The sequence below is a fragment of the Collinsella stercoris DSM 13279 genome (assembly GCF_020735465.1).
GTDB lineage: Bacteria > Actinomycetota > Coriobacteriia > Coriobacteriales > Coriobacteriaceae > Collinsella > Collinsella stercoris.
The window spans coordinates 1,826,158-1,846,752 of the sequence record NZ_CP085935.1; the positions used below are offsets into that span (position 1 = coordinate 1,826,158).

Annotated in this window: 13 protein-coding genes and 1 pseudogene; 4 read left to right on the plus strand and 10 right to left on the minus strand. The window is 63.4% G+C overall.

The annotated features are described in order from the left end of the window. Positions 1 to 35 precede the first annotated feature (35 nt). The gene (locus LK434_RS07770) at positions 36 to 2,024 is read right to left on the minus strand and encodes a RecQ family ATP-dependent DNA helicase (protein ID WP_006721681.1); all 1,989 of its coding nucleotides are present in this window, start codon (positions 2,022 to 2,024) and stop codon (positions 36 to 38) included. Between the two features lie 183 nt (positions 2,025 to 2,207). On the opposite strand from LK434_RS07770, the gene LK434_RS07775 reads away from it, so the two are divergent. After that, positions 2,208 to 4,628, plus strand: a complete 2,421-nt coding sequence (locus LK434_RS07775) for a glycoside hydrolase family 3 protein (protein WP_006721682.1) — start codon at positions 2,208 to 2,210, stop codon at positions 4,626 to 4,628. Between the two features lie 228 nt (positions 4,629 to 4,856). Next, on the plus strand, positions 4,857 to 5,864 hold the full coding sequence (locus LK434_RS07780; RefSeq protein WP_006721683.1) for a YitT family protein: 1,008 nt from the start codon (positions 4,857 to 4,859) through the stop codon (positions 5,862 to 5,864). A gap of 4 nt (positions 5,865 to 5,868) precedes the next feature. Here LK434_RS07780 and LK434_RS10600 read toward each other — a convergent pair. Both LK434_RS10600 and LK434_RS07785 read right to left on the minus strand, forming a co-directional pair. Beyond that, a pseudogene (locus LK434_RS10600) lies at positions 5,869 to 5,954 on the minus strand (winged helix-turn-helix domain-containing protein); the annotation flags it as partial. 254 nt (positions 5,955 to 6,208) lie between these two features. Continuing rightward, positions 6,209 to 6,922 carry a response regulator transcription factor gene (locus tag LK434_RS07785; protein WP_006721685.1) on the minus strand — a complete coding sequence of 238 codons (714 nt, stop codon included), beginning with the start codon at positions 6,920 to 6,922 and terminating at the stop codon, positions 6,209 to 6,211. A 158-nt stretch (positions 6,923 to 7,080) separates the two neighbouring features. Here LK434_RS07785 and LK434_RS07790 point away from each other — a divergent pair, with 158 nt between their 5' ends. Beyond that, positions 7,081 to 8,433 (plus strand): D-alanyl-D-alanine carboxypeptidase family protein, encoded by a 1,353-nt coding sequence (locus LK434_RS07790; protein WP_006721686.1) that lies wholly within the window; start codon positions 7,081 to 7,083, stop codon positions 8,431 to 8,433. Between the two features lie 613 nt (positions 8,434 to 9,046). Here the strand turns inward: LK434_RS07790 and LK434_RS07795 are convergent. From LK434_RS07795 to LK434_RS07810, 4 genes are all read right to left on the minus strand, one after another. Next, positions 9,047 to 9,787: a LytR/AlgR family response regulator transcription factor gene (locus LK434_RS07795; RefSeq protein WP_006721688.1), complete on the minus strand. Its 741-nt coding sequence runs from the start codon at positions 9,785 to 9,787 to the stop codon at positions 9,047 to 9,049. 405 nt (positions 9,788 to 10,192) lie between these two features. Next, positions 10,193 to 11,626 (minus strand): histidine kinase, encoded by a 1,434-nt coding sequence (locus LK434_RS07800; protein ID WP_006721690.1) that lies wholly within the window; start codon positions 11,624 to 11,626, stop codon positions 10,193 to 10,195. A gap of 513 nt (positions 11,627 to 12,139) precedes the next feature. Continuing rightward, positions 12,140 to 13,417 (minus strand): metal-dependent hydrolase family protein, encoded by a 1,278-nt coding sequence (locus LK434_RS07805; protein WP_006721692.1) that lies wholly within the window; start codon positions 13,415 to 13,417, stop codon positions 12,140 to 12,142. 215 nt (positions 13,418 to 13,632) lie between these two features. Then, complete coding sequence (locus tag LK434_RS07810) at positions 13,633 to 15,078, minus strand: APC family permease (RefSeq protein WP_040361665.1); 1,446 nt, start codon at positions 15,076 to 15,078, stop codon at positions 13,633 to 13,635. 1,853 nt (positions 15,079 to 16,931) lie between these two features. On the opposite strand from LK434_RS07810, the gene LK434_RS07815 reads away from it, so the two are divergent. Beyond that, positions 16,932 to 17,411 carry a C39 family peptidase gene (locus LK434_RS07815; RefSeq protein WP_040361673.1) on the plus strand — a complete coding sequence of 160 codons (480 nt, stop codon included), beginning with the start codon at positions 16,932 to 16,934 and terminating at the stop codon, positions 17,409 to 17,411. 205 nt (positions 17,412 to 17,616) lie between these two features. On the opposite strand, the gene LK434_RS07820 is transcribed toward LK434_RS07815, so the two are convergent. The 3 genes from LK434_RS07820 to arcC form a co-directional block, all read right to left on the minus strand. Then, positions 17,617 to 18,417 (minus strand): nucleotidyl transferase AbiEii/AbiGii toxin family protein, encoded by an 801-nt coding sequence (locus tag LK434_RS07820; RefSeq protein WP_006721696.1) that lies wholly within the window; start codon positions 18,415 to 18,417, stop codon positions 17,617 to 17,619. Further along, positions 18,418 to 18,960: a type IV toxin-antitoxin system AbiEi family antitoxin domain-containing protein gene (locus LK434_RS07825; RefSeq protein ID WP_006721697.1), complete on the minus strand. Its 543-nt coding sequence runs from the start codon at positions 18,958 to 18,960 to the stop codon at positions 18,418 to 18,420. It lies immediately after the preceding gene. A 402-nt stretch (positions 18,961 to 19,362) separates the two neighbouring features. Beyond that, positions 19,363 to 20,325, minus strand: coding sequence for a carbamate kinase (gene arcC / locus LK434_RS07830; protein WP_006721698.1), 963 nt, complete (start codon positions 20,323 to 20,325; stop codon positions 19,363 to 19,365). Between the last annotated feature and the right edge of the window lie 270 nt (positions 20,326 to 20,595).

Genomic DNA, 20,595 nt, shown 5'->3' on the forward strand with positions numbered 1-20,595 from the left:
ACCGAGTCCGATTAAAGAGCACGCTGTCGGACGCCCTACCGCACGCTCGCCTCGTAATCGGCGATGGCGGTCAAGAACGCCGCCCCATATGCATCGGCCTTCTTCTCACCGATGCCCGTGACCTCGAGCAGCTCCTCGCGCGTGGCGGGGCGCCGGCGGCACAGGCCGCGGAGCGTCGCATCCGAGCAGATGATGTACGCGGGCACCTGATGCTCGTCGGCAAGCTCGCGGCGCAGATCGCGCAACTCCTCGAAGAGCTCCGCATCGTCGCCCACGCGCGGACGGGCATCCAGCGCGGCCTCCTCGCGCACCAAATCGACGGCGCGCCGCGCGCGGCTGGCGGAACGGCTCTTCGACGCGCGCTTCTTCACGGTGAAGGCAAACTCCCCCGTCCTGAGCGGGTCCAACGCCTCGTCCGCGCGCGGGCCGAGACCCACCACCGGGAAGCGCCCCTGCGACTGCACCAGATACCCACGGCCCACCAGCTGGTCCAAAACATCTTTGATGCGCTTGACGGGAACCTCGGGCAGCTCGCCGTAACCAGGCGCCTCATCGAGGCGGAACTGCCGAATCTTTTCGGTATTCGCACCATGCAGGACATCGGCGATGAGCGCCTTGCCAAAGCGCCCGCCCGTCGCAGCGACCATGCGCAGGGCGGCGAGCGCCACATCCGTCACGTCCTCGACCTCGTAGCGCGTCAGGCAGTTGGAGCAGTTCCCGCAGCCCTCCCCCGCGCCGGGCGCCCCGGAAGCGGACACCGCCCCAACGGCCCCGCCGCATGGCGCGCCCTCGATGCCGAGCGCGCCCTCGTCGCCGAAATACCGCAGGATGTAGGCGCGCAGGCAACCGGTCGTTTGGCAATAGCCCTCCATCTGGGCGAGCAGACGGTAGCGGTTCTGACGCGCGAACTCGCGCTCCTCCGGACTCAGGGTGTCGTCCGGCACGTCCTTCTCGATGAAGTAGCGGCGCAAACCGAAATCGTGCCCGTTCCATAGCAGGTAGCACGCCGCCGGATCACCGTCGCGGCCCGCGCGGCCCGCCTCCTGGTAATAGGCCTCGATGCTCTCAGGCACATTGTGATGGATCACGTAACGCACATTCGGCTTGTCGATACCCATGCCAAAGGCGTTCGTGGCGACCATGAGCGGCGCGACGTCGGCGATGAAGGCCGCCTGCTCGGAAGCGCGGTCCTGCTGGGCCATCCCCGCGTGGTACCGCGCGACCCGGATGCCGCGCGGCCCCAAGGCGCGACCGAGCTCGTCGGAGAGCTCATCCACCGCCTTGCGCGTCGCGCAGTACACGATGCCGCTCTCGTCCGCATGGGTGCTCGCGTAGGCGTAAATCCACTCGGCTTTCGCCTTGTCGCCCAGCTCTTCCACGTTGAACGACAGGTTCGCGCGGTCGAAGCCCGTCACCACCGTCTCCGGCGAGCGCAGGTGCAGCATGCCGGCGATGTCCGCGCGCACGCGGTCCGTCGCCGTGGCCGTAAAGGCGGCGACCACCGGACGCTGCGGCAGTGCATCGATAAAGTCGGCGATCTGCAGGTACGACGGGCGGAAGTCCTGTCCCCATTGGGACACGCAGTGGGCCTCGTCCACCGCGACGAGCGGCACGCCGATTCCGCCGGGCGCCGCAGCCGCCTGCGCAAACGCCAGGAAGCGCGGGTCGGCCAAGCGCTCCGGCGCCACGTACATGATCTGATACCAGCCCTCTCCCGCGCGCTTGAGCACGGTGTTTTGCTGACCCGGTGTAAGAGAGGAGTTGAGGTAGCTCGGCCGCGCGCCGATCTCCTTGAGAGCGCGCACCTGGTCACCCATAAGCGAGACAAGAGGCGACACCACGAACGTGATGCCCGGCAGCATGAGCGCGGGCACCTGATAGCAAATGGACTTGCCTGCGCCCGTGGGCATAACGCCCAACGCATCGCGGCCAGACAAGATGGCCGACACCATGCGCTCCTGCCCGGGGCGGAATGCGTCGTAACCAAAGTAACGTTTGAGCGTCTCGTGCGCGGTGCCTGCCAACTGCTATGCCTCTCGTGCCTTGGGAGCGCTCGATGCGCTCCCGGTCGCGTCCCCCCTGCATCTTACCGCGCACAAGGCCGCCCATCCGGCCCGACCTTTTGCCCGCTCATCGATTTATAAGCTCGGGGCCGGCCGGCGGCCCCATATACTGGGCCTGTCCACCCCAACAGGAAAGAGGGAACGATGTCCTCACGCACCCCGTATAACGCACCGGCAACGCCGAGCGCGCACTGCCTCTCCCGTAGAAACCTCGTCACCGGCGGTGCCGCGGCGCTCGCCTCCCTCGCGGGACTCGGCCTCCTGCCCGCCAGCGCCCGCGCAACCGAGCAGCCCCTCTCCGCCGGCAGCGTCGACGAGATCCTCGCCACCATGACCCGCCGCCAAAAGATCGAGCAGATGCTCATGCCGGACTTCCGCCAGTGGATGCAAAACGGCAAGGTAAGCGACCTCACGGTCCTGAATGAGGAAATCGCCTCCGTCATCGACTCGTTCGACCTGGGAGGCGTCATCCTGTTCGCCAACAACGTCAAAGAGACCGAGCAGACGCTCAGGCTCGCCATGGACATGCAGCAGGCGGCCCTGCGGAACACCGCGCAAGCCCCCGCAGGAGACATCCCGCTCCTGCTCACCATCGACCAAGAGGGCGGCATCGTGTACCGCTTGGGCAGCGGAACCGCCCTTCCCGGCAACATGGCGCTCGGCGCAACGCGTAGCGAGGAAGATGCCCTCCAGTGCGGTCAGGTCATCGGGCGCGAGCTCGAGGCGCTCAAGATCAATGTCAACTTCGCGCCGTCCTTCGATGTGAACAACAACCCCAATAACCCGGTCATCGGCCTTCGCTCCTACTCCAGCGACCCTGAGCTCGTGGCACAGCTTGGAACCGCCATGATGAGCGGCATGCAGGAGCACGGCATCGCAACCGCCGCAAAGCACTTCCCGGGTCACGGAGACGCGGGGACCGACTCCCACACCGGCCTCCCCCGCATCGAAAAGACCAAGGAGGAGCTCGATAACCTGGAGTTCATCCCCTTCCGCTCCGCCATCGAAAAGGGCGTGGATATGGTCATGACCGCCCATATCCAGTTCCCCAAGGTCGAGACCGCCAAGGTCCCATCAGCGGATCCCTCCATGGGAGAAATCGAGCTGCCCGCAACCCTCTCCCCCGTCTTTATGACCGACATCCTCCGCACCGAGATGGGATTCACCGGCGTCTCCATCACCGACGCGCTCAATATGGACGCCATCTCCAAGAACTTCGGATACATCGATGCCGTCAAGCGTACCTTCAAGGCGGGAGTGGATATCGCCCTCATGCCCGTCACGCTGAGGAGCCAACAAGACGTTCCCAAGCTCAAGGAGCTCGTCGACGCCCTTGAGCAGGACGCCGAACTCACCGACGAGCGCCTCAACACCTCGGTCCGCCGCATCCTCGAGCTTAAGAAGCGGCGTGGCATCCTCGCCTACAAGGACACCGCGGGCTCTCATGAGGAGAACCTCGCCAACGCGCTCGCCCAAGTGGGCAGCGAGCAGAACCGCTCCATTGAGCGAGAGGTCTCAGCAGATGCCATCACTGTCGTCAAGAACGACGGCGGCATTCTGCCCATGAAGCCCAAGACGGGCGACCACGTGCTCTTGGTTGCCGCCTGGGCAAACGAGCAACCGGGCATGGAGCTCTCCATGCGCCGCCTGATCGCGGAGAACGTGATCGAGCAGGGCGTCACGTACGAGTCGATCAACTACGCCGATGGCTTTGACGACATGGACGAGGCCGTTGCCGCGATTGCGGGCAAGATGGAGCAGGCGAGCCACGTGGTCGTTATCTCCGAGATCGGCTCGGCCGCAAATCTCGACCCCGACAAGAAGAGCGGAAGCAGCGCATACGTCCCCACGCGAGTCGTGAAGGCCGCGAACGATGCCGGCAAGTCCGTCGCCGTCCTGAGCATCTCCAAACCTTACGACGCCGCCGTGTACCCCGAGGCACCGGCGATCGCCATCGCATATGGCAACAAGGGCATGGACCCCACGGAGGGCCTCTCCCCGAGCGCCGCGTTCGGACCCAATGTCCCCGCCGGCGTAGAAGTCATCTTTGGCGGGCACGCTGCCTCCGGAAAACTGCCGGTCGACGTCTTTGCCACCAAGCGCGTCGACGGGAAGACGGTCATCGACACGACCGCAATCGTCTACCCGTTTGGGTTCGGCCTTGAGTATGACAAGGTGGGCGACGACCCCACTGCGGACAAGAGCGCATTGGCGGCGCTGATCTCCAGCGTCGAGAAGGACGTTCTTCCCCACGAGAAGTCCTACACCGCATCCAGCTTCGCGCGCCTTGCATCCGCGCTCGACCAGGCCCGCAAGGTAATGAGCGATGCAAATGCGACCCAAGCGGACGTCGATTCCGCGCATGCGGCACTCCAGAGCGCTATCGACGGACTCGTCAAGCTCAGCGGCTCCGCGGGAACCGGAAACGGCAGTGGCAAGCCCGGCAACAAGCCGTCGGGCACCTTGCCCCAAACGGGCGACGCTGCCTCGGTGCTCGGCGCGGCGGCAGCCGTTGCCGGCGCGGCGGCCGTGGCCTACGGCGCCTCGACCATAGCCGAGGAGTAGCCCGCACGGTACGAAGCCGGGGCCCGCTCCCTAATTCGATGGCGCCAAGCCCGCAGCGCGCAGGCCTGGCGCCTTTCCTTTTCGCACGCCCAATTTCGAACGCGTAGGACCTCGATCGCCGCCCATCTCCCCCACCGGCAACGGCCCTGCGAACGCCGCCAATCCGCAGCGTCTGCGCGTGCTACAATCGCTCGACATGCCCGCACATAAACTGCCGAAGGAGCCGCCGTGGCAAACGCCGTTGACCGCCTCACCGATCGCGCGCTCGACCTTGCGCGCCTTACCATCGTCCGCCGCATCATCACCGCGGTGGCGGTCATCGCGTCCGCCCTCATCCAGACGTTCCTCATCCAGGCGTTCGTCGAACCCGCCGACCTGCTGCCCAGCGGATTCACCGGCGTCGCGGTGCTGCTCGACCGCATCACCTCGCTCGGCGGCGTGCGCATCGACACCTCGCTCGGCATGCTCGCGCTCAATATCCCCGTGGCCCTCATGTGCTGGAGCGGCATCTCCAAGCGCTTCGTGATCTTCTCGATGATGCAGGTCGCGCTCTCCTCGCTCTTCCTGAACATCTTCGACTTCGCGCCGTTCTTGGGCGACAAAATCATGCTCGTCATCTTTGGCGGATTCGTCTCGGGCATCTCGATCGCCATCGCACTCAAATCGGGCGCGTCCACCGGCGGCACCGACTTCATTGCGCTTTGGGTCTCAAATCACACGGGCAAGACCATCTGGGGCGTCATCTTCGCCTTCAACTGCTTTATCCTGGTCATCTTCGGCTGGATGTTCGGCTGGGACAACGCCGCGTATTCGATTGTGTTCCAGTTCATCTCAACCAAGACCATCGACAGCTTCTACCATCGTTACGACCGCGTGACGCTCCAAATCACCACGCGCCTGGCCGACGAGGTCATGACCGCGTACGTCAACCACTTCCAGCACGGCATCAGCTGCGCCGAGGTCATCGGCGGCTACAGCCGCGACAAAATGTACCTGCTACACACGGTTGTATCCACGTATGAGAGCCAGGACATCATCAAGCTGGTGTGCGATATCGACCCCACCGCGGTCATCAACGTGTTCCACACGCTCGACTTTGTGGGCGGCTGGTGGGGCGGCCACGTGGACGAGCCCGTCCCGACGGCCGTGCCCGACCCCGACAAGCCCGCGCGCCTGCTCTCCAAGCAGGCCCGCCGCCACGAGCATACGCGCCTGCAGCAGGACGACGGCAGGTAGCGCACCCCCAGATGTTCTTGATGAAGCGCGGGTTCTGCACGTCGTCGCCCAGTTTCTCGCGCAGGTGACGATGTGCACCATCACGGTGTTCTATACAAAATTGGACGCACAGTTCGGTGCAATCGGAAGGGTTGCGCCATGCTTACCGCTCATGAATATCTCGCCCCTTGCATTCGACAAAGATAAGACGGTCGCTTCTTCTTGATGAAAGGGCGGGAATATACATTTTCCTCCGCAGCCATGAGCAGCCCCCATTGCACCAAACGTTGCACCAAACCGCTCGCGAAAACGCAGGCGGCAGGTGTCACCGACAATGGTCTTACGCAGTTTTACCTGCGGTTTTCCTACTTCTCGATGGTGTACCCGACGCCCCAGATGTTCTTGATGAAGCGCGGGTTCTGCGCATCGTCGCCCAGCTTCTCGCGCAGGTGCCGGATGTGCACCATGACGGTGTTGTTGGATCCCGCCATGAACTCCTCGTCCCACACGGCGCGGAACAGCTCTTCCACCGGCACCACGCACCCGCGATGCTCGGCCAAATACAGCAAAATCGAGTACTCGAGCGGCGTACAGCGCACAGGCTTTTCGTCCACCGTCACGGTGCGCGCGTCTTTGTTGATGGAGAGGCCGTTGAACGCGATGATGGGGCCGGCGTCTTCGGCCGCCACGGACTGCTCGCGCGTGCCATAGCTCGTGTACCTGCGCAACTGCGCCTTGCAGCGCGCCACCAGCTCGAGCGGGCGGAACGGCTTGACCATGTAGTCGTCTGCGCCCAAGGAGAGGCCCTCGATCTTGTCCGCCTGGCTGTCGCGCGCGGTGAGCATGATCACCGGGTACGTGCGCTCGGTGCGGATGGTGCGCAGCAGCTCAAAGCCGTCGACATCGGGAAGCATGATGTCCAGCACGGCCAGATCGAACTCCTGCTCCAGGATCAAACGCGCGGCGTCGGCGCCGGTGTACGCCAGCGTGACGTCGTAGCCCTCGTTGCGCAGGTAAATGCCCACCAGGTCCGTGATGGTCTTTTCGTCATCCACAACCAGGATGCGCGGCGTATCCATAGCTTGCTCCCTTCGCCCTTGACTATTATGGCTAAGACTTCGCTTTGGCGCACGCCCGTTGCACGCTTTAAGCAAAAGCTAAGCGCGTCGACCAATGGCCGCGAGCCCAGCAAGCGCTATACTCCAGCCAACGAACCGACCCCCCTCGAGAGGCACCTATGAACAAACGCTTTGCCGCATCTGCCCTTGCGGCCTTCGCCACCGCCGCGGCCCTCATCATTGGCCTGCCCACGCCGGCCCGCGCCGAGGTCCGCACGAGCGACGTCATCATGGGCACCGCGGCGAGCGAGCGGGGCATCGACCAAAGCGAACTGCCCGACATCTCCGCGCCCCATGCCATGATCTTGGGGCAGGACGGAACAGCCTATTTTGAGCGCGACGCCGACGATCCCATCAAAATCGCCTCGGTCACCAAGGTCATGACCGCCCTCGTTGCGCTCGAGCACTGCGATCTTTCCGATACCGTCACCGTTGACCACGCCGCAGCCACCGTCGGCGAGTCCAGCCTGGGCCTTTTGGAGGGCGACACGCTCACCATGGAAGACGCGCTCACCGGGCTCATGGTCATGAGCGGCAACGACGCCGCCACGGCGATCGCCACCACCGCCGGCGCGCAGATCGACCCCACCAGCGACGACCCGTATGCCGTGTTCATCGAGGCCATGAACGAGAAGGCAAAGGAGCTGGGCTGTACGGACACCGTGTTCGAGAATCCCCACGGCCTGGATTTTGACGCTTGGGCGGGCAACCTGCACTCCACCACGCGCGACATAACCAAGGTCTTCGCCGCCGCCATGCAAAACGAGGACTTCCGCGCCATCGACAACAGCGACCGCACATCCATTCCCGTGACCTCGGCCGATGGCAGCGCACGCACCGTTAACCTGGTGGTGCGCAACCAGATTCATGGCCAAGACGGCAACATCGGCGGCAAAACCGGCACCACGGACGAGGCGGGCAACTGCTTTGTGGGCGCATTCACCCGCGATCTTGGCGGGGAGGTCTACGTGGCGATCTTTGGCGCCCAAACCAACGAGGAGCGCTTTGCCGACACCTTGACGCTTGCCAATTGGTATTACGACCACATGGCGACCGTCCCGTTTGCCAACACACCAGTCAAGCGCAACGGCATTCCCCTTGTGGGCGAGGCACCCTGCAGCGCCTGGTGCGATCAAACGGCGGCAACCCAGCTCGAGGACGCAGACGCCACGTTCGCCGTGTTCAGCCTGGGCGATGAGCTCGAGCAGTCCATTGAGTTCGACGAGCTTTCCGGTGCCGTTGAACAGGGTGATGACGTGGGCACCATCACGTTCAAACAGGGAAAAGCAACCGTGGGCACGGCAAAGCTCGTCGCCTCCGAAAACGTCCCCGCGCCCAACCCGCTTGAGTGGGTTATGGTCCAGTTCGACCGTGCGGCACGCTTCTTCACCGGCGAGCCGAGCACGGCGGAGGCCATTGTGGTGAACGAGCCCGCCGATCCGCTGCAATACGACACTTGGAACGCCGCGTAGTCGTGCCGCGCTGGGGCTTCCCCCGTGCACCGCGGGGCGCGCGACGCGCCCGCCGATGCGTTGGGCCGATGCGTTGGGCCGATGCGTTGGGCCGATGCGTTGGGCCGATGCGTTGGGCCGATGCGTTGGGCCGATGCGTTGGGCCGATGCGTTGGGCCGATGCGTTGGGCCGCCCCCGCACGCCACGGGGCGCGCGGGGGCGGCCCCTGCCACAAATCGGGCGATAATGTAACGAAAAAAGCAACCCGTCGAGTAGACGCCTATTTTGGACGGCATTCGCCCAGATAAATTCTTTTATCAAAGGTGTCTACTCGGGCTACCCTGAAATTCGTTACCTTATCGCCCGATTTGCGGCACATTAACGCTTTCGCGGCAGTCATACCACCGCTAAAGCGTGCAGAGACGACCAGCGACACCCCATTTCAATGCCACCTCGCCCGTCGCTACGTCGCTGAGACGGACAAGGACAACCTGCAACGCCCCGTCTCAATACCGCTGCGGCAGTCGCCGCGCCACTTGGCGGACAAAAAAACGACTCACAGCGCGCAATTTCAATGCCCCCACGGCAATCGACACCCAGGGCTGGCGAGACGGGACCACTCCCGTCATGCGGCTACGCGAGGCCAAGCTGCTTTTTGACACCAGGGGCGCGGCGGCGGCTCACCGGGATGCGCGTTGCGGCGTGCTCAAGGGTCAGCTGGATGAGCCCGCTCGGCTTAAGAACCTCGATGTCGCGCACGTCATCGATATTCACCAGGAAGCTGCGATGCACGCGCAAAAAGCCCTCGGATGCCAGACGCCGCTCAAGCACAGAAATCGAATCGTTCACCAAATAGCCTCCCGCCTGCGTGTAGGCGGTTGCATAATCCGCGCGCGCCTCGATATAGGCGATTTCGCTTACCGGGATGTAGGAGCGCTTGCCGTTGCGCTCGCCCTGGATGCGGCGCACCGGCTCATCGGTCGAAGCGGGCTTACGAGCCGCGATGGTCGCTTCCACCTTGTCGAGCGCCTTTTCCAAGCGCGCCTGTTCAACCGGCTTGAGCACGTAGTCCGTGGCATCGAGCTCGAACGCCTCGGCCGCGTACTCGGAAAATGCGGTCACGAACACGATGGCCGGCGGGTGCTTGAGGTTGTGCAAGCTGTCGGCAAGCTGCACGCCACTTGTGCCGGGCATCTGGATGTCCAAGAACAGCACGTCGGGACGAAACGACAGGATCTTCTCGACCGCGGCGGTCGCGCCGCCGGCTTCTTCGACCTGGCCTACGCGCGCATCTTGCTTGAGCAGGTAATTGAGCTCAGCGCGAATGGGCGGCTCGTCGTCCACGATCAGCACGCGCCAGTTTTGTTCAGCCATGAAGCCTCCCTTTTGCAGGCATCGTCCCTTTGCAATGCCCTCTTGCCGCCCACCAATTACCTAGGTAGCCCCGAATCAGTGTACCCCAGTCGTAACGGGGCGGGGCGCGCGCAGCACCCCAGTCACAACAAGACGGATGCGCGTAAGGCCCCGGTCGAAGCGAGCGAAGACGCGGCGCCCCAAACCCGTCGATGTCGGCGCAGACCGGTCGCGCGACAGCCGCCGATGCGAAACCGCCCAGCCCCCGCAGCGACTCCCGCCGCGGTGCCACCTCAAACCACGACGACGCCTGTCCCAGAGCCGCGTCCGGCCCCACGTGACACTCCCTGTCCCGGCGCCGCCGCGCGCCGCAGCACCGCCGCGCCGCCGCCCACGTCCCCACAGCGCCCGCGCCCCGCCGCAGCGCTACGCCTGGGCCGAGGGCAACGTGCTCCCCTCCGGCTCATGCGGCTCGCCAACGAGCTCGACCACCACGCGCGTGCCCACGCCTTCCCGCGACTCAACCCGAATACCCGATTCCTCGCCAAAAAAGAAATGGATGCGCATGAGCACGTTGGCGAGCGCCAACCCGCCCCCGCGCTTGATGGAGCCGTCCGCCGTGGTGGGGGCATCGCGACGCCTGCCGCCGTCTTGCCTCTCCGCCTCGCCAACCTGCGAGCCCGTCACGCGCTTGACGTCGAACAGGTGCGCAATCGTCTCCCGCGACATGCCAATGCCGTCGTCCTCCACCACGATCTGCACGCCGTCGTCCGTCTCCACCGAGGAAAGGACGATCGAAAGCGGCTCGGTCTCGCGCATCGCGTGCTTGATGCAGTTTTCCAGCAACGGCTGCAAAATGAACGGCGGCACGCGGCTGTCCAGCGTGGCCGGGTCGAGGTCGACGCGCAGCTTGAGCCTGCTTTCGCCGTAGCGCGCCTGCATGAGGTTGATGTAGCGCATGCCCTGGCCCAGCTCGTTTTGCAACGAGGTGAGCGCATCGGAGTTCGAGAGCGTCTGGCGATAGTAGTTGGAAAAGTCGATGAGCAGCGAGCGGGCCTTCTCGGGCTCCGTGCGAACGAGCGACACGATGGTGCCGATGGTGTTGAAGAGGAAGTGCGGGTCGACCTGCGACTGCAGGGCCCGGAGCTCCATGCGGGCGCTCACGTCCTGCTGTCGCTCAAGCTCAAAACTGGCGAGCTGCGTGGAGATGAGCTCGGCAAAACCGGTGGCCAGCGCCGTTTGCCGCGCATCGATGTCGCTGTAGCGCGGGTAATAGAGCTCGATGGTGCCCATGCAACGGTCGCGCACGATGAGCGGCGCCGTGATGCCGGCGTGCAGGCGCGGAAAGAACCGGGGCTCGCCAGGCGCGGGGGCCTCGCGCGCAAAGACCTCCATGTGCTTACTCTGCAGCACGCGCAATGTGCTGCCGAGCACCACGGGCGTACCCGCGGGACATCGGTCGGAGTCCTCACCCCAGCACGCCACGACGGCCGACCCGTCCGTCACGCAGATGGCCGAGGCGAGCGTCTCGGGCAAGATAATCTGGCACGCGCCGAGCGTGGCCTCGGGCGTAAGGCCATGGCGCGTGTAGGTAAAGATTTTGCTGGCAATGCCCAGCGTGCGGTCGGTTGCCGAAAGCGAGAAGTCGTCGGGAGCAACGAACACGTAGGCAAAAAAGAAGCACAGGAGCACCAGACCCGCAATGGTGATCACCGCAGGCACCGGGTTGGGGTTGGTGAAGAACTCGAGCCCCAACAGGATGAGCAGCATGGGAACGCACATCATGAGGCCGCGCAGCGCCCACTTTTGCGCGTCCCTAAAGAACTTGGTCTGGTTTTGCCGCTCAAACGGTCGCTGCATACCGCCCCCTAGGACCGCCCCTCAATCCTCAAACGCACACTATAGTAACTGCACTCCAAGTCGCATGGTTCAAGAGCGCTTGAGGAGGGCTGACCTTTACCCTGCCAAACGAGCCGCACTATGAGACACGCAACCGGCAATGCCACCGTATTCGGTACGCCGCGGAGCCCCTCGACCAGCAATGCCAACGCGCCCGCCAAGTCGCGCGAACCCCTCGGCCAGCAGTGCCATCGCGCCCGCCAAGTCGAGGAGCCCCTCGACCAGCAACGCCGCCGCACCCGGTACGCTGCGGAGCCCCGAAGGGGCGTTCGCGGCCCTTCGGGATAGAAGCCCGCCTCAACCCCAGGGCCCCACCGAGCCGCCCCCACCGCCTCACCCGACTTGCAACGGGGTGAACGCAGGGAGGAGCCGGGGATTTCCTGAGCGAACATTCCGCAGGAGGGCGCGCAAGCGCGCCTTCCGAGGACGTTCGCGAAGGAATTCCCCGGCCCCGACCGATGGGAGTGCCCCTCGTTACTCGGAGTACTTGTTGCCCTCACCGAAGGTACCGGCGTCGACGATCCAGCCGTCCTTCATGATGACGTCCATGTTGTCGACGTTGAGGGTGTGGATGTCGGCAGCCACGTCGCCGTTGACCACGAGTAGGTCGGCGCACTTGCCGGCCTCGAGCGAACCGGTCTCGTCCTCGATGTGGCACATCTTGGCGCCGTTGAGGGTCGCGCAGGTGATGGTCTCGACCGGAGTGAAGCCGATCTTGTCCACGAACTCGTACATCTCCTCGATGGAGCAGGTGCCGTAAGGCGTCACGAAGGAGAAGGAGTCGGAGCCGATGGTCATCACGACGCCGCGCTTCTTGGCCTCGCGCAGGCAGTCGTAGTTGCGCTGGAGCTCCTTCTCAACGAGCGTGCCCTCGTACTTGTCGTGCAGCTCGGGCACGTACACCGGCGGGTAGGTGGAGTACCAGGTGGGCAGGAAGGCGATCGTGGGCGTGAAGAACGTGCCCTGCTCGGCCATGAGGTCCATGGTGCGCTCGTCGATGTCAAAGCCGTGGATCAGCTGCTCGCAGCCAAAGCGGACGGAATCGTACGCGGCGGCGTGGTTGTTGTAGCAGTGGCTCCACACGGGGATGCCCACCATCTTGGCCTCGTCGACCACGGCCTTGATCTCCTCGGAGCAGTAGTGCTGGTCGCGGCCGGAGTCCCAGCGCCAGATGCCGCCGCCGGTAGCCCAGATCTTGATGGCGTCGGGGTTCTCGCGCAGGCGACGACGCACGGCCTTGCGCAGATCCCACGGGCCGTCGACCTGATCGCCCCACGGATGCGATTCCTTGTTCTCGAGCTGGCTGCAGTGATGGGAGTCGCCATGACCGGCGGTGCGGCAGAAGCCCAGGCCGGTGGCCAGGACGCGCGGGCCCTTGAAGACGCCCTTGTCGATGCAGTCGCGGATCTGGATGCCAAAGCGGCCGATCTCACACACGGTGGTGAGACCGTGGGTGAGGCAGTCGTACGCCTGCTTGACGGCGACGGCCTGCTTCTCGAGCAGCGGCTGCATGACCCAGTCGGTGTCGTCGTCGGTAAGGTTGCCGGAGAAGTGCAGATGGGTGTCGATCAGGCCGGGCATGACCGTCTTGCCGGCGGCGTCGATGACCTCGTAGCCCTCGGGGGTGTCCTGATGGGCGCCGGCGTACTCGATCTTGCCGTTCTCGTCCACGAGCACGAGGGAGTTCTCGACCGGCTCGGCACCGGTGCCGTCGATGAGCTTGCCTCCGACGATTGCGTACTTCTTACCCATGATGTTCCTCCTTTTGGAACGATGGATTGGCTATCGGCACCCGGCCGCGCGGGGTACGTGCACGGTCGGGCAATGCCACGAGAGAAGAGGAGGCGGCGGGCCTTCCGCAAAGACAGGCCTTGAGAAAGCCCGCCGCGTGGGGGCGATGTCCCCAAACGATGACGCGCTCGCGAGCCGGCAGCCGGCTTTTCGCGCATCACCGCTTTGGGCAGGCGCTACTTGGAGCGCGCCTTGGTGAAGGCCATGAGCGCCAGGCCGATGACCAGCCAGCCGATCACAATGGACCACTCGACCATGTTCAGGCAAGCGGGGCTGAAGGGCAGGACCAGCAGGCCGATGATGATGGCGCCCGCGGCGATGGCGAGGCCGATGCCGATCTTGCCGCCGGGGACCTTGTAGGGGCGGGGCAGGTCGGGCTCGGTGTAGCGCATCTTGAAGCACGCAAGAGCGACCATGGTGCAGGAGAAGATGAACGCGAGGGCCGAGACGTTGGTCAGCGGGATGAGCATGTTCTTGCCCAGGAACGGACCGACGATGGTGATGGCGGCGAGAACCACGCAGGCGAGCTTGGGCGCGCCGGACTTCTCGTCAACCTCTGCGAACTTCTCGGGCAGCTGGCCCTTGCGGCCCATGGCGAGCATGATGCGGCTCGTGGCGCCGTAGAAGGAGTTCATCGGACCCATGGGCCCCAACGTCGCGATGACGAGCATGGCGATGTAGAGGATCATGTTGATGTTCTTGAGGCACGCGAGGGCCGGGACCGGCTGGCTCACAAACTCATCCCAGGGAAGGATGGTGCCAAAGGAGTAGATGCACACCATGTAGAAGCCGCCGGCGGCAAGCAGGGCAAGGGAGATGATCTTGCCGAACTTGTTCCAGTTGAGGCCCTCGGCGGCCTCCTCGGCCTGCTGGGGAATGGTGTCGAAGCCCGCGTAGAAGAACGGGGTGAGCACCAAGACGCTCACGATGCCGGCGAGCAGGTTGCCGCTCTCGGTGGCAGCCACGCCGCCGCCCGCACCGGAGACCTGCGAGAACACGGGCATCGCGTTGCTCGGGGAGCCGGTGAAGATGGACACGCCCATGGCGAGCAGCATGCCGCATAGCAGCGCCTTGGTGAGGAACGCCTGCAGCTTGGCGGCGGAGCTGGCGCCGCGGAAGTTGAGGTAGATCACGTAGCCGGCAAAGGCGAGCGCGATGAGCGTGGGGAACAGGTACACGTCTGCGCCGAGGATGGTGTAGAGCTTGACGGCGCGCAGCCACTCAAGGCCGGGCAGGCTGCCGAACATGTCCGACACCAGCGTGGAGATGGCGATTGCCTCCCACGGGCACAGGATGCCGTTGCCCAGGGCCAGGAACCAGCCGGTGATGTAGGACGCCGTGTGACCAAAGGTGCGGTCGACGTACTCCACGATACCGCCGGAAACCGGAATGGCAGCCGTGAGCTCGCCAAACACTGCTCCGATGGGCACCAGCGCGATGGCGCCCAAGAGGAATGCGATCATAGCGGGAACGGGACCGCCGCCAACGACCATCCAGTCGCCAACCTGCAGGACCCATCCGGTACCGATGATGGCGCCGAAGCCGATGGTGAAGAAGTTCCACAGCGACAGCGTCTTTTTCATGCCGCCCTGCTCGGCAGCAGGAGCCTTGGTGTCCGCCATAGCACGCCTCCTTTCTTTGTTTGGGACCCGTTTCTGCACGTGCGGGCCCACCCCTCTGCGCATGGTCGTGTACATGCGCCTTTTCCACGCTTGCAGGATATTGCCAAGCCGCAAGCGGATTGCCGGCGGGTCGACCTGCGGAAGCCCATTGCAGACGAACGGACGCGATTTTCAGACAAGCGGTTTGTGCGCCGCGGGTGGAGGCACGCGGGCAGCAGGGGCGCGGGGCGGGCAGATGCGCGCAAGGTTGCAGGGGCGCTCCGCGGGTGGAGGCGGGCGAGCGAGTAGGCAGACGCGAGCGGAACAGCGGGCACACGGAGTTACCGGAGCACGGCAGGCACGCGCGGCGGATGGATGCGGGCGGTCCTCGTGCGGATTGCGTGCGTGCGGGGCGGATCGAAGCGGGCGGTATGCGGGCGAACGCCAAAACTGAGTACACATTTGTTGGCACCATTTTCTCAATGCCACGCACGCGTTGTTTCACTCACGTCATGTACCTGCGCTTTTACTGCATAAGCCGCGCCGCATGCTCCGCTGCGCAGATTTTATGCCAACAATTGTGTAGGTGCGTGCCGAACAACGATGCAAAGGACGGTCTGCAAGAGCGTCATCGCTGGTAACATACGGCATGATGCGCGATTTCCCTGGGAGGTCGGATGGACGCCAACAACCGCAACGACATGCAGCGGCGCTCCGCCCGCCTTGCCTCGAGCCGCAATTGGGGCGATACGCAAAACGGGGTGAACTCGGGAACGGCAACGGAACGCGAACGCCATACGCCCCCTGGCGGCAACGAACGGCACGTGCCCCTCGGTGTCAACGAGCGCCGCCGTGGGATGGGATCGGGACGTCCGTCTGACGGCAGGGGGCCTTACGGCAGCCCAGCGCCCCGACAGGGAAGCGTGTCGCGCGCGAACCCCTTCCTCCGCAGTGATGACGAACGCCCAGCGGGGCATACGACGCAGGATCGAGCGTCCGGATTTGCCCGGCTTCACAATGGGAGCCACGCGTTTCCTCCACGTGCGCAGGAGGCTCGGAGCCCTCGCGACGACAGATCAACCCGCAGCCAACGTCGCTCCGAAGGCCCCTCCCCCGACCGGCACTCTGCTGAAATGCCCTCTCGCGATCGATACCCCTCCCAAAGGGCCTCCGACCGCTCGCGTCCTACCGAAAGGGTATCTGACCACCCCCGACCCAGCGGCACATCCCGCGACCCGCACACCGCTGGCAACCAGCAGTTCAGCCAACACGACGCCAACAACCAGCAGTTCAGCCAACACGACACCGAAAGACGCACTAACGATCGGCGCGCAGGCGCCACTCCCCCTTCCGGCAGCCGCGCAGTTATGAATCACTCGCGCGACCCACACGCGGCTATGGGCCTCGCTCACGATCCGCGCGCAGCCATGAGCCCCTCGCGCAGCCCACGCGCCGGCGGCAGTCCACGGGCCGACGGCAGTCCACGGGCCGACGGCAATCCACGTGCCGGCGACAGCCCGAGAACATCCCAATTCCGCACCGACTCTCTTGCACGCTCCCCTCGTTCTTTCAGCAGATCGTTGCGCCGAACCGGGCACTCGTACGCAACGTCAAACCGTATCTTCACGCGCAGCCGACCGGCAGATTTCCTGCGCAGCCCTCTCATCGTTACTTGCCTCATCGCGATTCTTGTTATTGGTTTTGGAGCCTTTGGCATTATCTCTGCCACGCAACGCCACGCCGCCGAAGTCGCAGCCCAAGAGCAGAAGGACGCGCAAAAGAAAGAGCTCGCCGCGCGTATTGTCCACCCCACCCAACTGGGAACAACGCTCTTACCGGCATCGACCCCGCGTGCGGAGTGGAAGCAGGGCACCTTGCCCCACCTGTATCAGACCGACCCCGCATGGGCCGACCAGCCATACGCCGGCGGAACGGTGCGCGTCAACGCGTGCGGGCCAACGTGCCTCACCATGGTATACGTATGCCTTACCGGGCGAACCGACATGGACCCCGCGCGCATGTCCGCATTTGCCGACCAGAACAACTTTGCCCCCACGGGTGCGACCGAATGGTCTTTCATGACAAGCGGGGCCAACATGCTGGGCATTCAGTCCACGCAGATTCACCCCACGCGCGAGAGCATCGAGAACGCGCTCGCCGGTGGACGTCCAGTCATTTGCAGCGTGCATCCCGGCGATTTTACCTCGGTCGGCCACTTTATCGTACTTGGCGGCATCGACGATCAAGGCATGGTCGAGGTCTTCGACCCCAACAGCCCCTTCAACAGCGCGCGGCGTTGGCCCATTCAGCGCATCCTCAATCAGACCAAAGCCTGCTGGTCGTTTTGGGTGTGACCCCCCAGCCTTCTGCCCCCTGCGAGTACAAGGCCCCTGCCCTCCGCGAACGCATGGGTCCCTGCCCCGCGAGTGTATGGGCTCTCTGCTCTCCCCGTGCGCATGAGCTACACCTCACCATGGCGCGCCACCCATACGTTTCTGCCCTTTTACCGCCCAAAGTGCAGATAATCACGGTAATCTCGGTGTCGGTCTCCATGCGACATTATTCGAAATATCTCAATATCCCCGATGTCACTTTGGCAACATTCGCGCCAAGCCAATTGTTGTGCGCGCGGCATAGACCCCGAACAAACCGCTTGTCACCAAACACGCGCGCCAAGCGCGCATGGACGGCTGCTCTACCGTCCTCTCGCATATCCGCTGCTTCATACACCATAATCCTCATCGCCCGGTCGAATGCAATGGCATCGACGCCTACGCGGCACAGCAGGTAATACACATCGAACACATCCTTGAAACGAGTCGATGCCGCGCCAATTCGGATAAGTGAGCGAAGCTTCTCCGCGCACATCTGTTCTTTACTGTTGGCCATGAGCGCTACGCCAGCTTCACATAAGGCAGTATCGAACCACAGTTCCTTCTGCTCAAGCGCGAGAGAATCGTGAACGCCAAGATCGAGCTTTGTTTCCATGGACATCCCATTGCAATCGGAGATTCGCAGGTTAACGCGCTTGCCGTGGTAGTCCTGATGCTTGAGGTCCACTATTGGGCCAACCACCTCAAGCGCAACCCCAGAGCCCGACTGACAAAGCGCATGAAGAAAAGCACGAATACCCTCAACCGTCATTGGATAACGAACAAAGTCGAGATCCACGTCTCGTGTCGCCCGACGCACATCGCCAGAAACCTGCTGCATAACCACACCGCCCTTTACGGTCACATGGCTGGCCATTGGAGAGGCGGCGATGAGCGTCAGCACAACGTCACGGCAGGTCCGCGCGGTTGCGGCATCGAAACCCATTCCGTCGTCGATATAGGAATCTTTGATTTCCTTTAGATTCATTTACAGCACCTCTTTCTGCATCTTGTCGAATAGCGCGTCGGCACGACTGTAGAGGGCGAGACAATCCTCAATCTCGCGCATATCCAACTCGTTGGCTATAGCTCGATACGAGATGATGAGTTCTTTGTAGTAGTCGGGAGACATACCAGCAGAGGCGCGCATCAGCTCAATAAGCATGCGCTCTCGCGAGAACACGCGCACGGCACCATCCCCTTTGTTCATGGCAACCACGCCACAGTTCATAAGGACGGGTTCCATGAAATGCTGCCGGACCCATTCGTTACGAATGCGCGTAGCATTGCGAGGTGTTGCAACGTGAACCACATCAGACGCGACATCAGTAAGCCCATGCAGATAAAAGGCAGTCTCCATCGTGAGAACTGCCTGCGGGTACAAGGTACACACAACGGTATTCGGATTCGGATGACGCTCGTCGGAATAGAGACCGCGTTCGACTTTGTAGATCAAACGGGAGTCGACCGCTTTCGAGATTTGATAGGCAGAACCAAAACGGACGAGGACTTGATCGTATCTATAGAGCATTCTGCACTCCTCCTCGATATTATACTAATTACTCACACTATATCATATTATGTGAGCAGTTAGTATAATATGCTGCCATCTCGAGCTCGCAATGCGACATCGGCGCCGATGAGTCACGGCAGGTCCGCGCGGTCGCATGCAAATAGACACAAACCTGATCGCCGATATGGGCGCACGCAGATACAAAAAGGACGCCCCGGGGCAGTTTCCGGAGCGTCCGCAGGAGAGGGAGGCGTGTTGTACCTGGGCCGATAATGCTCGACCCGAGCCTACGGGTTTCCCAGGTGCCACAGATCGGCGCAGGAGCAAAGGACTCACGTATCGCGTGCGTCGGCACATCTAACGTGTAGCGCCCAACGGCCAAGCGCCAAAGCGCGGTACCAGGGAAGCCGTTTACATCGATTAGCCCGTGATGCGGGTACCGGAGAGGCCGGCCATGGTCTCGGCAGCCTTGTCGAGGGCACCGATGATGCAGGTGCGGCCCTTGCGGGAGCGGGCGAACTTGATGGCGGCGCGGACCTTGGGCTCCATGGAACCCTTGCCGAACTGGCCCTCGTCGGCCAGGCGCTCGGCCTCGTCGGCGGTGAGCTCCTCGAGCTCCTCCTGGTTGGGCTTGCCAAAGTTGATGGCAACGTGCTCGACGGCGGTGAGCAGGAACAGGACGTCGGCGGAGCAGTCCTCGGCGAGGAGCTCGCCGCCCATGTCCTTGTCGATAACGGCGGCCACGCCCTTGTAGCAGCCCTTGTTCTCGTAGTCGCGGACCACGGGGATGCCGCCGCCACCGCAGGCGATGACGATGAACTCGTTATCGAGGAGGTTCAGGATGGAGTCGGCCTCGACGATCTTCTTGGGCTCGGGGGAAGCCACAACGCGACGCCAGCCGCGCCCGGAGTCCTCGACAAAGGTCATATCCGGGTTCTCGGCCATGATCTCCTTGGCCTGCTCCTCGGTGTAGAACGGGCCGATGGGCTTGGTGGGGTTGGCGAACGCGGGATCGTCGGGGTCGCACTCGATCTGGGTGACGACGGTGGCGGCGTGCCAGCGCTTGTAGCGCTTGTGCATCTCGCGGCCGATGCCCTGCTGCAGGTGGTAACCGATGTAACCCTGGGACATGGCGCCGCACTCGGGCAGGTCCATGGAGGGGGTGCCGATGGCGTCGTGCGCGGCGGCGAAGGCGTTCTGGATCATTCCGACCTGCGGGCCGTTGCCGTGGGTGATGATGATCTCGTTGCCCTGCTCGATGAGGCCCAGGAGGGCATGAGCGGCGTGGTTGACCTTCTCGATCTGCTCGGCGGGGGTATCGCCGAGAGCGTTGCCGCCAAGGGCCACGACGATACGGTCGGGTTTGCCGTAAGGCTTGGACATAACTGCCTCTTTTCTAACGCATGGTGCCGGTTTGAATATTCACCAGCAGACGTACTTTATGCAATATACCCGCAACTGGCTGTTGTCGCTTCGGTCTTTTTGTTTGTCTTGGTGAACGGACGATTATTGGCGATAAACGTTATATCCCAAGGATATGGGCATAATCTCGCCACATTGCTCAATCGTTTTAACAAAGGGCGTCTCTGTATACTCTTCCTGCCTATTTGGCAAGTATATACATTTCTATACAAGATTGCACTCGAATATACG

Excerpts from the sequence above, each read along its gene's own strand:
- LK434_RS07825 (WP_006721697.1), bottom strand. The coding sequence starts at position 18,960 with ATGCTCTATAGATACGATCAAGTCCTCGTCCGTTTTGGTTCTGCCTAT.
- LK434_RS07785 (WP_006721685.1), bottom strand. The coding sequence starts at position 6,922 with ATGGATACGCCGCGCATCCTGGTTGTGGATGACGAAAAGACCATCACG.
- LK434_RS07800 (WP_006721690.1), bottom strand. The coding sequence starts at position 11,626 with ATGCAGCGACCGTTTGAGCGGCAAAACCAGACCAAGTTCTTTAGGGAC.
- LK434_RS07775 (WP_006721682.1), top strand. The coding sequence starts at position 2,208 with ATGTCCTCACGCACCCCGTATAACGCACCGGCAACGCCGAGCGCGCAC.
- LK434_RS07820 (WP_006721696.1), bottom strand. The coding sequence starts at position 18,417 with ATGAATCTAAAGGAAATCAAAGATTCCTATATCGACGACGGAATGGGT.
- LK434_RS07790 (WP_006721686.1), top strand. The coding sequence starts at position 7,081 with ATGAACAAACGCTTTGCCGCATCTGCCCTTGCGGCCTTCGCCACCGCC.
- arcC (WP_006721698.1), bottom strand. The coding sequence starts at position 20,325 with ATGTCCAAGCCTTACGGCAAACCCGACCGTATCGTCGTGGCCCTTGGC.
- LK434_RS07810 (WP_040361665.1), bottom strand. The coding sequence starts at position 15,078 with ATGGCGGACACCAAGGCTCCTGCTGCCGAGCAGGGCGGCATGAAAAAG.
- LK434_RS07805 (WP_006721692.1), bottom strand. The coding sequence starts at position 13,417 with ATGGGTAAGAAGTACGCAATCGTCGGAGGCAAGCTCATCGACGGCACC.
- LK434_RS07795 (WP_006721688.1), bottom strand. The coding sequence starts at position 9,787 with ATGGCTGAACAAAACTGGCGCGTGCTGATCGTGGACGACGAGCCGCCC.